General features: G+C 37.4%; 10 protein-coding genes. 6 read left to right on the top strand and 4 right to left on the bottom strand.

The window, feature by feature from the left end:
- Position 1 precedes the first annotated feature (1 nt).
- The 3 genes from N2Z58_07665 to N2Z58_07655 form a co-directional block, all read right to left on the bottom strand.
- On the bottom strand, positions 2-1,057 hold the full coding sequence (locus tag N2Z58_07665) for an ABC transporter permease (GenBank protein MCX7654533.1): 1,056 nt from the start codon (positions 1,055-1,057) through the stop codon (positions 2-4).
- Entirely contained in the window at positions 1,050-2,645 is a 1,596-nt protein-coding gene (locus N2Z58_07660) for a sugar ABC transporter ATP-binding protein (protein MCX7654532.1), read from the bottom strand. The genes N2Z58_07665 and N2Z58_07660 overlap by 8 nt, the downstream gene beginning before the upstream one ends.
- 129 nt (positions 2,646-2,774) lie before the next feature.
- Positions 2,775-3,890 (bottom strand): DUF3798 domain-containing protein, encoded by a 1,116-nt coding sequence (locus N2Z58_07655; GenBank protein MCX7654531.1) that lies wholly within the window; start codon positions 3,888-3,890, stop codon positions 2,775-2,777.
- A 306-nt stretch (positions 3,891-4,196) separates the two neighbouring features.
- Here N2Z58_07655 and N2Z58_07650 point away from each other — a divergent pair, with 306 nt between their 5' ends.
- From N2Z58_07650 to N2Z58_07630, 5 genes are read left to right on the top strand one after another with little or no spacing between them, the layout of a single operon-like run.
- Positions 4,197-6,050 carry a thiamine pyrophosphate-dependent enzyme gene (locus N2Z58_07650; GenBank protein ID MCX7654530.1) on the top strand — a complete coding sequence of 618 codons (1,854 nt, stop codon included), beginning with the start codon at positions 4,197-4,199 and terminating at the stop codon, positions 6,048-6,050.
- The gene (locus tag N2Z58_07645) at positions 6,047-6,616 is read left to right on the top strand and encodes a 2-oxoacid:acceptor oxidoreductase family protein (GenBank protein ID MCX7654529.1); all 570 of its coding nucleotides are present in this window, start codon (positions 6,047-6,049) and stop codon (positions 6,614-6,616) included. The genes N2Z58_07650 and N2Z58_07645 overlap by 4 nt, the downstream gene beginning before the upstream one ends.
- Positions 6,617-6,633: 17 nt before the next feature.
- Positions 6,634-8,328: a 2-oxoacid:acceptor oxidoreductase subunit alpha gene (locus tag N2Z58_07640; protein MCX7654528.1), complete on the top strand. Its 1,695-nt coding sequence runs from the start codon at positions 6,634-6,636 to the stop codon at positions 8,326-8,328.
- A 1-nt stretch (position 8,329) separates the two neighbouring features.
- Entirely contained in the window at positions 8,330-9,160 is an 831-nt protein-coding gene (locus N2Z58_07635; GenBank protein ID MCX7654527.1) for a thiamine pyrophosphate-dependent enzyme, read from the top strand.
- Positions 9,157-10,140 (top strand): redoxin domain-containing protein, encoded by a 984-nt coding sequence (locus N2Z58_07630; GenBank protein ID MCX7654526.1) that lies wholly within the window; start codon positions 9,157-9,159, stop codon positions 10,138-10,140. Before N2Z58_07635 ends, N2Z58_07630 begins: the two co-directional genes overlap by 4 nt.
- 60 nt (positions 10,141-10,200) lie before the next feature.
- Here N2Z58_07630 and N2Z58_07625 read toward each other — a convergent pair whose 3' ends face one another.
- Positions 10,201-10,434 carry a DUF4258 domain-containing protein gene (locus tag N2Z58_07625; GenBank protein ID MCX7654525.1) on the bottom strand — a complete coding sequence of 78 codons (234 nt, stop codon included), beginning with the start codon at positions 10,432-10,434 and terminating at the stop codon, positions 10,201-10,203.
- Between the two features lie 126 nt (positions 10,435-10,560).
- Between N2Z58_07625 and N2Z58_07620 the strand changes: the two genes are divergently transcribed.
- Positions 10,561-12,168, top strand: coding sequence for a GGDEF domain-containing protein (locus N2Z58_07620; GenBank protein ID MCX7654524.1), 1,608 nt, complete (start codon positions 10,561-10,563; stop codon positions 12,166-12,168).
- Positions 12,169-12,199: the final 31 nt, after the last annotated feature.

Genomic DNA, 12,199 nt, shown 5'->3' with positions numbered 1-12,199 from the left:
CTTAATTCGCCTCCTTTGGGGCACGTGTAAGTGCGTAAAGTATCATTCCATTACTAACTATCAGTCTCATGACCTCGGTTACATCGCCCCGTGTTACTTGGCTCAAAACTGGTAAGGAGACAGTAAGAAGTGTTTGAAAAACCACAGTACCTAGCACAACATTAGTTATACTTGCCCTCTTTATCGACGCACCTCCTATAAGAATTGACGCAACAGCTGGAAAAGTCATAAATAAAGGAGCCTGGTAAAGTTGCAAAAATCCATAACTTTGCGCATATACCAAAATACCTATACCAGCTATTATTGTCGATAAAACAACAGCATTTCTCCTTGCTTTTTTTGGATTCACGCCTGAACTTATAGCGTACAATTCATTTTGACCTGTTAAGTCAATCGCCAACCCCATTTTTGTTTTAAAAAACAAGCTAACAACAAAACAACTTAGCGCGAAGAAAATTATAAGACCAGTTGGAAAGTAAAAATCTTTACCTATCTGGAATTTTAAGAAATTGTTTAAAACTTTATCAAAGTAATTTTGTAAAGTGAGTGTGTATCTTAAACCCTTTCCACCAATTGCCCATATCATTTCTGGATTACTAAATGGTAGCACGAGCCACATTATAGACATAAACGCAACAATAGAGTATCCAACGTAAGTTTCCACCATCATTTCTTGACCTCGCACTTTGTCAAGTAACCATGCATAGATGAATCCAAGTACAAGGTTGAATAGTACAGAAATTATCATAGCTACGAGAAAACCATAAAAACCTGTTAATTGCAGTTGCATAACTATAAGTCCACCAAGCAGTCCACCGATTATACCAACAGGTAAACCAAAGTTTGGGCCTATACCTGCACGTATCGTAGGCAGCATGGCAAGAACCAAGACCCCGTTCATACCCACTCTGACTATAGAGTCACTGAGAAGTGAAGGAATCGACATTTTCGTCCCTGCGGCTAATATAAAAAGTCCTATCAAAAAGAGTATTATAACTAGTGTAGGAATATCGGTATTTTTTAAAAGAGATTTTATGTAATCAAAAATTTTATTCATGTGTCTTCACTCCTTTCAATTCACCGGCCATAGCTAATCCGAAATCGGCATCTGATGCATCAGGAGGCAATATTGCAGAGAGCTTTCCTTCACATATAATTGCTATTCTGTCACATATAGACTTTAACTCTGCCAATTCGCTCGATGTCAACACAATAGTTATTCCATGATCTCTGTTAAGTTTAACCAAATAATCAAGCACGAGCTTTTTCGCTCCAACATCAATTCCCCGTGTTGGTTCGGAAACAAACAGCAAAGTAGGATTAAGAGTAAATGCTCGTGCCAAACAAACCTTTTGCTGATTTCCTCCACTCAACCTTCGTACAGGTTGTGCAGGACCTTTACAACGTATATCGAGTTCTTTTATTAGTTCCATTGCGTGCTTTCTAATACCTTTCTTATCGTAGATTTTTATACCCAAAAATCTTTTAATAAACATTCCAAAAGCTTCTATAGCGGTAGCTGCAATATTCATCTCAACAGATTCATCAAGTAACAAACCAACGCCTCGTCTATCTTCAGAAACGTAAACTATTCCATTCTTAAGGGCAAAAAGTGGAGAATTTAATTGATATGTATTTCCTCTGTAAGTTACATTACCAGATGCGGGATACATACCAAAGATTCCATTGGCTATACCAAGTTTTCCTTGACCAGCGAGTCCACCAATTCCAAGTATTTCTCCCTCTCTAATATCTATTGAGAAACCTCTCACCTCTTCTCCAGGCATCGAAACATACAAATCTCTTATAGACATTATTATTCTGTCATCACTCAATTTAAATTTCCGTTTTGGTAGTTCCACCTTTTCAACTTTTCTACCAACCATCTTTTCGGCAATTTGCGTTATAGTGAATTCTTCTTTCTTACCATCAGCTACCACACTTCCATCCCTCATAACTACAATTTTATCGGCAACTTCTAACACTTCATGTAACCTATGAGATATAAAAATTATCCCTATACCCTTATCTGACAAAATCCTTATGGCGTTCAACAGAGTTTCTGCTTCGCTTTCAGTTAGCACTGCTGTTGGTTCGTCTAAAACAAGTAGTTTCAATGATTTTTTATCAATCTCTCTTGCGATTTCAACAAACTGTTTGTGTGCAACAGGAAGTCCAGCCACAGGTAACATCTCATCAATTGTATGCATCCCTATTGTGTCCAAAGCTATGCGCGCATCTTTTTTCATTAAACCAATGTCTAATGTTTCAAGTTTTTTGCCAAAAATTTTACTCACAAAATTTGGTTTTGTGATTTCGCGATTCAATTTTATGTTCTCGGTAACGCTAAAACCTGGCAATAACATGAACTCTTGGTGAACCATTCCAATGCCAAGTTCCATAGCTTTTACCGGTGAATTGATATCTACTTTTTGACCATCGAAGTAAATCTCTCCTTCGAAACCACCGGTTGAATGGATTACGGGCATACCAAAAAGTATGTTCATCAGTGTAGACTTGCCAGCACCATTTTCGCCAACAAGACCAAGTATTTCGCCGCGTCTTAGAGAAATTGAAACGTTTTTCAATACCTGATTCCCATAATAAGATTTGTTTATGTTTTTCATCTCAAGTACATAATCCATTCTTGTCCTAACCTCCTCTGAGAAAAATGCAGATCATTAAGGAACTATACTAAAACACTAACTTTTTTTGTTTTTCTAACAGCAAAGGTGTCGGCTTAGCCGACACCTTTTGTTTTAAAAGAGATATACTTAGAACTTATCAACACCAAATATTACTGACTTATGTATGAACATATAGTAATTTTTGTAAGGTTCAAGAGTCCTAACTTCAAGAGCTGCCTGTGGATATTTTTTCTTAGCTGCTTCTGTCACGATAAGTCTTATACCGTTAAGGTTAGTTGGACTGACCTTCTTCTGAACAAGAGCAGCGGCAATTTCGACACCAGCTTCAACAAAAAGCATATTCATTGGGACTGGCCATGTTGCAAATCTACCTGCTCCACCCATTTCTATTATCTTTTTGTTTACTTCTCTCAAGATGTAGGTCATATCTCCTCTTTTCTCAGATGGAATAGAGATACCGAGTGTTCCGGGGAAACCATGAGTTGGTGACGGACAACATGGTTCAAGATAGTAGCCTCCGTGTTTCAATATAGCCTTTTGAAGAGGTTCTTGCATACCACAATTTGTTGAGAAGAATCCTGTTTTTGGACCGTATTTTGCAAGTTGCCTTGGTACATCCTCAAGGATGAATTGTTGTGCACCTGTAAGACCTTGTTCACCAAGTGGATCTGGAGCAGATACAAAGACGAAATTAATTCCCATTTGCTTAGCTGTTTTTTCCATTATGTCTCTTCTTTCAGCAAGAAGCTTGTAGCTCATGTGGCGCGGGAATGAGTAATGAATTATTGTTTCAACTCCCATCTTCTTAGCAAGTTCGACTATCGTTCTTCCACGTCCCGGTGTATCAACTTCCAAAACAACATCTGCTGCAGAAGAAATAACTGCTGGATCTTCATGCGGTACACCAACAACAAATACAATATCCTTTCGCATCTCTTTTACCCTTCTAATTGCCGCTGTTGTCCCGGGAACTCCCTGAGTAATAACTATTGCCTTAACTTGTGGATCGTACGCAAGTTCAACAATCCTTGCAATAGTTGTTTCTTGTTCCTGCATAAATTTATCTGGATACGTAACATGAATAATCTCTTTGCCATATCTTTTTGCTACAGCTTCTCCTCCACGATACTCATCTTCACCCTGCGAAACCGTACCAGTTACAATTCCAACTTTAAAACCAAGTGCTGCAAAAAGACTCGAAACAAGCGCTACAACAACGAGTAAAACCACTAACTTTTTCATACCAATACCCCTCCCTATTATTCTGGAACCCAAGCGTGGTACATAAACCACTACCTGAGTTCCGTGAAATCTGTGACCTTATTAAATATTATACAATAAACAATGGATATTGTGGAAATTTTCCATATTTGGTACGCAAATTTTTATATCAGTTGTTTTAGCAAGATTACTTTGACAACATATCCAAAAATGTTGATAATTATTATCTAAATTACTTACATCGAAATATTCATAGTATAATAGTTGTGGACAATATCTATTTTTGTATGCTATAATAAGGTAAACCTAATTTAAGGTGGTGGAAAGATGAAAGTCTTGGGGGAAATACTCATTCAGGAATTTCCGTTTTCGGAGATCGTTATAGGAAACACTGCGATTGTAAGGGCGATGATTGAAAGCGGTGTAAAGGTTGTGACTTCGTATCCCGGTTCACCAACCCCAGAAATAGCTGAAGCAATATACTCTATTCCACAAGAGAAAAGGCCATTCTATTTTGAATTCTCTACAAACGAAAAAGTAGCACTCGAGTTGGCATTTGGTGCTTCTATCAACGGATTCACTTCATGTGTATTTTTCAAAAGCGTAGGTATGAATGTTGTAGCTGATTCATTTGTACAATTAAGTATGATGGAACTACTTGGTGGTATGGTGGTTGTAATTGGCGATGATCCCGGTGCAAATAGCTCGCAGAATGAACAAGATAATAGACATTATGCAAGATTATCTTACACTCCTATCTTAGAGCCAAAAGACGCTCAAGAAGTTTATGATATGTTTTTGAAGGCAGTAAATTACTCAAAATCACTTCGCTCTCCCATAATTCTGAGGCTGACAACACATACTGCTCACTTTAAGCAAAAAGTTAACTTTGGAAGATACTTTCCTTCACAGACTTCAAAATCAATGTTCGACGTTGATAAGAATGGTCCTTATATTCCTATAGCAGCAAATGTACCTGTTATGAAGAAAAGAGCCTTAGAAAAGCTAAACAAATGGAAAGAAATCTCAGAAGATTTCGCGTACGTTACACAAAATAACAACAAAAGAGGAATAATAACAGCAGGGTTACCTTATCTTTCTCTTTTAGATGTCCTTGGTGAAAACGCAGGAAAGGTAGATATCCTCCGACTTGGAATGGTGTATCCGCTGCCAAGAAAGACCATTGTGGAATTCTTAAAAGCACATGATGAAGTTAAAATTGTCGAAGAGCTTGATGATTTTATAGAGCAAGCAGTTAAGTCCATAGCCTTTGAGGAAGGATTAGATACAAGGATAATCGGAAAGGTGGATCTCGATGATTGGATTGGCGAATACACACCCGAAAAAGTTTCATGTGTATTAAGGAAAGTTTGGCCTGAACTTGTTACAACAGTTGAAACTTTAAAAAACAAACCAAGGATTATTCAAAGACCTCCTCAGTTATGTCCTGGTTGTGGACACAGACCAGTGTTTTATGTACTTTCTAAGATATTATCTAAGGAAGATATATCCGTAGCTGATATAGGTTGTCATACACTTGGATTTTTGGAACCTTACAAAGTGGGACAGGTACTACTTTCTATGGGACATTCAACGGCAACTGCATCAGGATTAAGTCTTTTTAACACTTCTCGTAAGGTTGTTGCATTTCTCGGGGATTCTACTTTTTTCCACGCGGGATTACCTGGAATAATAAATGCGGTATTTAATAACCATAAGTTCACACTTATAATCATGGAAAATGGCACAACCGCTATGACTGGGCATCAAGATCACGCTGGCAAAAAGATTAAAATCAGGACCTTGCTTGAAAGCATGGGTGTGAAGCATATTTGGGAAGTCGATACTTACCAGCAGAATAAACTTGAAGAAGTATTGAAAGAAGCACTCAATTCGGATGAGTTCAATGTTGTAATAGCAAAGCATCCGTGCATGCTTAAATTTACAAGGGAAAGAAGAAGAAAAGGATTAGTCAAAGTTCCTCAGATGGGTGTTACCAACAGATGTACACTTGCAAGAGTTTGTATTACTAAATTTGCGTGTCCTTCATTCCAAACAGATAGCATGGGGAATGTGTACGTTAACAAAGATCTGTGTATTGGGGACGGGTCTTGCGTTCCTGTGTGTCCATCAAGTGCTCTTGAACTTGAGAAAGTTGAGAGTGTAGGTGATAACAAATGAAAACGTTTAGTATTTACATGGTAGGTGTTGGAGGGCAAGGTATAGGAACTTTAAGCGAGATAATGATTCGCGCAGTAGATTACAGTGGACAGAATTGTATAGGTGTTGATACACACGGTCTTGCTCAACGTGGTGGAGTTGTTTCATCCCATTTAAAGATAGGTGATGTGAACTCTCCGCTTGTAATGCCCGGCGATGTAGATTTAGTGATTGCTTTGGAAAGACATGAAGCAGCCCGCGGGATGAGTTACTTAAAGTCTGGAGGAACTATTGTGTATTACGATACATCATGGCAACCACTGCCTGTTAGGTTGGGGAAAGAAGCCGAAATCACTACAAGTGAAATTGAAGAATTCTCAAAGACTAACAATATAAAAATTTTCCGAGTTCATTACGACTTACCAGATGCCAGAATGCAAAACATTGCAATTTTGGCAACGATAGCAAAATATCAATTAATACCACAAGTTGAGGTAAAACATTATTTAAAAGCTATGGAAGATTTGATGAGCGAGCGTATTTTTGAACCTAACAAAGAGCTTTTCTTGAGGATAATCAACGATTAATTTTGGAGGTGTAAAGTATGAACCAAAAATTTATAAGACCTAACGGTGAAATATCAATAGTTTTAAGCGGAGCTGCTGGTCAAGGTATTCAGAGTGTGGAACATATACTAACACGTGTTGCAAAAGACTCAGGATTTTATGTTTTTGCAACAAAAGAGTATATGTCAAGAGTTAGGGGTGGAAATAACTCCACAGAGTTACGAATTTCAGAAAAACCTGTTTATGCTTATGTAGATAGAATAGACATACTTGTTCCGTTAAATGATAACGCTATAGAAAGACTTCGCTCAAGACTTACCGAACATACAATAATCCTTGGCGAACCACGGTATGTAGAAAAGGAAAGAAATTCAATTGGTGTAAAATTTGAAGAAATTGCTGAGAGTTTTGGAAATAAGATATATGAAAATTCAGTTGCTATAGGTGTGTTAGCCGGAATAATAGGTGCAGAAGAAGACGCACTTGTGAAGAATGTAGCAGAATATTTCAAAAGGAAATCGGAAGAAGTTGTGAGAGCAAATATTAACGCTGCATTGAAAGGATATGAAATAAGTAAGACCCTTGGATTAAGCTTTGAAATTGAACGAAATGAAAAAGTAAAACAACAATATTTGACAAGTGGTTATGAGGCAGTTGCCAAGGGTGCGATTGCTGGTGGTTGTAATTTTATATCGTCGTATCCAATGTCGCCAGCAACCACTGTTTTTACTGAACTTTCAAGGCTGTCAGGTGAGTATGGAATACTCGTAGATCAGGCTGAGGACGAGATCGCGGCAGCGAATATGGCAATTGCTGCATGGTATGCCGGTGCACGTGCAATGGTCTCCACTTCTGGTGGTGGGTTTGCACTCATGACAGAAGCAGTAAGCTTATCTGGAATGATAGAAACACCTATTGTTGTGCATCTTGGTCAAAGACCAGGTCCCGCCACTGGATTACCAACAAGAACTGAGCAAGGAGACTTGAATCTTGTTTTGTATGCTGGACACGGGGATTTTCCAAGAGTAATATACGCTCCTGGTAATCTATGCGAAGCTTACAAACTTACAGCTAAGGCATTCAATATTGCAGACAAGTATCAGATCCCAGTATTTGTCCTTACAGATCAGTATCTACTCGACTCTTTTTATAACATAAGCGAGTTACCACAAGTCCAAATTGAGAAATTCATAGTAAAGACTGATGAATCTTATAGGCGTTATGAAATAACGGAAGATGGAATCTCTCCGCGTGGTATACCTGGTTATGGAAAAGGACTTATACGTGTTGATAGTGACGAGCATGACGAATACGGTCACATAACAGAAAGTGGAGAAGTAAGAACAAAGATGGTTGAAAAAAGATTGAGAAAACTTGAAAAAATAAAAGAAGATTTTGTCATGCCGCAGTTGTTTGGAACAAACGATTACGAATATCTTGTTGTTTGTTGGGGTTCCACACAGCAAATAGTAAAGGAAGCTGTTGAAAGAATTGGAAATGAAAAAATCTCGGTATTACACTTTTCGCAAGTTTATCCTCTCCCTCAAAGTGTTAAGAATTACTTTGAGCGTGCCAAAAAAACCATATTTGTTGAACAGAATGCCAGCGGTCAATTTGCGAATTTGCTGAAGTTAGAATTCGGTATCGATACGTCATGTAGAATTTTAAAATACAGCGGGTATGTTTATTCCGTCGAAGAATTAGCCGAAAGAATAGTCAAGGAGGTCGAATAATATGTGGGAAACAAAGGTTTATGATATACCAAATGCAGATATTGCATGGTGTCCAGGATGCGGAAACTTTGGAATAATAAACGAACTGAAAACAGCACTTGCACAACTTCAAATAGAACCACAACGTGTGGTTATTGTATCCGGTATTGGCCAGGCTGCAAAGATGCCACAGTATGTAAAAGCGCATATGTTTAATGGTTTACACGGAAGATCACTACCAGCAGCTGTTGCTATTAAGATGGTCAACCCCGAGCTCATAGTAATTGCTGAAAGCGGTGATGGCTGTACATACGGCGAAGGTGGTAACCATTTTATTCACACAATAAGAAAAAATCCAGATATAACAAACATCGTGCATGATAACCAAATATATGGTTTAACAAAAGGTCAAGCTTCACCAACTACGGCAAGAGGACAAATAACAAGTTTGCAATTTGACGGTGTTTATGTTGACCCATTCAATCCAATAGCTGTTGCTGTAGCACTCGATGCTTCGTTCGTTGCTCGGAGCTTTTCAGGTAATTTCAACCTTACAGTTGAGCTTATAAAGATGGCTATTCAGCATAAAGGATATGCACTTGTAGACATACTCCAGCCGTGCGTAACATTTAATAAAGTTAACACTTACCAATGGTACAGAGAAAACACATATTTATTGCCAGATAACTATGATCCAACCGATAGACAAGCTGCGTTTAAGATTGCAACGGATGACAAAAAGATAGCACTTGGTGTGATTTATAAAAATCCAGACAAGCCTGTATTTGAAGAACAGCTTGCCGCATACAAAAAGGATAAAACACCTGTTGCATACAGGGGGATTGAAATATGAAGAACATAACGAGTAATTATAAAACGATACCAGAATTCATCCTTAAAGATGAAGATGGCAAAGACTTTGACTCAAAGAGTTTGCTTGGTAAATACACAGTTATATACTTTTACCCAAAAGCGAATACACCTGGTTGTACCCTTGAGGGCATTGACTTTACGTACTATATAGATGAGTTTAATGGAAATGTTTTAGGAATATCACCAGACACCTGTAAGATCATTGCCGAATTCAAGTCAAAGAAAGGTTTGAAGGTTAAGCTATTATCAGATCCGGATAAGATCGTAGCCGAAAAGTTTGGCGCAGTCAAGAATGGTAAACTCATTCGGTCAACTTACATAGTAGATCCATGGGGACGGATCAGAATGGAGTGGAGTAGAGTAAATGTAAAAGATCATGCAAAAGAGGTGCTTTCAAAATACAAAGAAATTATCTCAGATGATTGCAAGATCTCAGATAATATACAACTTAGAAGGGCTTTCAGAGGAATCAGTTCAGTAAACGTAAGCGATGAAGTGCTTGAAAAATTGATTCAAGCTGCACATTTGGCTCCATCATGCTCAAATAAGCAACCTTGGAGATTTACAGTTGTGAGAACAAAAGAAAATCTTGAAAAGCTTCACGAAGCACTGAGCAGTGGAAATTATTGGATGAAATATGCACCTACTTTGATAATTGTCCACACAAAAAATGAGTACGCTTGTCAGTTAAGTGACGATAGAAACTACGCATTGTTTGACACCGGTCTAGCTGTTGGCATGCTTTTGGTGCAAGCTACTCAAATGGGACTTATTGCTCATCCCGTTGCTGGATTTGAACCAGTGAAAGTCAAACAGTTATTTGGAATTGATGGAATCGTGATTACAATAATAGCTGTTGGATACTGGGGGAACTTCAACATACTAAACGAAAAACATCGTTTAACCGAAGAAAGTGAACGACAAAGGATACCTTTAGAAAATGTAGTAAAATATATCTAATTCTTTTCCACAAAAAAATAGATCCATCTCCTCCCCAAACGGGGAGGTTTTTAGTTGTAGTTAATTTCTGTAAACCGTTACAAGATACAGCACCTTACCAGATAATCTCAACACGACTGAGATTATACCGTTGGTTATGCGGATGTTACCGTTCTTTTGTAATAGCGCCTGTGAATCTTTTGATTCCAACAACTTCTTGACTTCATCCACACTTATACCCCTTTCTACCATCCTTTCAAACGAATGCGGTGTTAACATCAAGTCTAAGCCAAGTAGATTTACATGAATAATCAAAGTCTCACCTCAGTTCTCGATTTTATGAAGGCGAAAAAACATTGAGAATTTTTGAATGGTTTTGGATCAAAAAATTGATGATATAATATATTAGCGTTAACCAATACAGGGATAGTAGGGGGATTTATGAAGATAAAAATTCGCAACTTTATCACGAATCTAATGGTCAATCTACGTTATTCAACTTTTTACTACTTAATTGCATTGGCGATTTTCTTAGCTCTTGTTTTGGTTATAAGATATTCATTGACACCAAAAGGGTACTATTTATCAAATTGGAAGGTTGAAAAAAGCATCAATTTAAACGTAGAGAGCGAACAGATTAAAGTTCCTTACTATGTTATTTTAAAAAACCGTGCGACGATTTTGCTATCTTGCAACATAGGGGATCTTGAACTAAATAAAGACGCTAATTATCTCTATCTGCCTCAAGTTGATGGCTCTTACTTAGCAGTTTACTCCAACGGAAATCTAATCGGTAGTTATGGTTTTACCAAAGACAGATGTGGGCACTTTTGGTATCAACCGTTCATCTTTCAGCTACCGAAAAACACTAAGACAATCGCCTTAGAGATATCTGGAGTTTATGAAATAGGTATTGATTTCAAACCGGTTATAATCAGCGAAGATGAAAAAGATAAATACATGGTACTTTACATTGTCACACACGTTTTATTGCTGCTTAGTATCGGACTTTCACTAACCTTAGCAATAATACTTTATCTGATTTCAAAAAATCTTTCAAACAAAAAGCGAAGTATTTATCTTCATTTTTCTATTGCAAGTCTTCTTGGTACATTTTGGATGTTCGATCTCCTTCCCCTTCCCACAATGGGTAACGAATCTTTGGTTTTGATATTTAGAAAGATATTTGTTGCTTCTGCATACTTTGGTTTGTCTTCGCTGATTTATGGGATGAACAAACAAAGTTTCGAAAAAGTAGACCTATTTACAAAACTTTTGATCGTTCTCAATGTAGGAATAGGTATAATAATATTGTCTGCGTGGAATAATTACATTTTAAAAATTCTGTCGAACAACTTAGCATCACTACTTTTATTGAACGGTATATATCTAACAATAAGGATATCACAAACTTACTCTCCAGTGCAAATAACTTTTTCTTTTTTCTTTGTTCTGACATTGGTCCATGATGGAGTGGCTATGTGGTTGTCATCTAACCAAAAACTCCTATCCATGTACGGTATAGTGTCTTTGTTTGCAGGTTTTGCGTACAGTTTAGTCAATGAGTACAAAGATATGATAGTTGGCTTGTCGCTTGCTCATATGAAAAGCATTACGGATTCTCTAACAGGGGCTTACAGCAGAGGTGCGCTTTCTGAAATGTCTCTGAACAATACCGATGCACTTGTATATATAGACCTTAACAATTTTAAAATAATAAACGATGAGTACGGACACAATGTTGGAGACGAGATTTTAAAAATTCTTGTCAGTGTGTTGAAATCTTCAGTGAGAAAAACAGACGCCGTTGTCAGAATGGGAGGAGATGAATTTCTTTTAGTCTTAAAGAATTGTCCGGTTAATAAAGCAACAGAAATAGTCGAAAAGGCAAGACAAGAATTTACATTATCACACCCGTTAAACCCTGACTTTTCTTACGGAGTAGTCCAGTATTCGGAAAACTTTCAGAAGTCTCTTCATGATGTTGATAAATTGATGTACAAAATGAAAGAAGAAACAAAGAAACAAAAAAATCAAAATACTACTTGACAAAACACAACATTTGTATGATATAATTAGG

The sequence above is a fragment of the Fervidobacterium sp. genome, assembly GCA_026419195.1.
Classification (GTDB): domain Bacteria; phylum Thermotogota; class Thermotogae; order Thermotogales; family Fervidobacteriaceae; genus Fervidobacterium.
The sequence above is the reverse complement of the archived record's forward strand: the minus strand, read 5'-3'. Positions and strand labels throughout refer to the sequence as shown.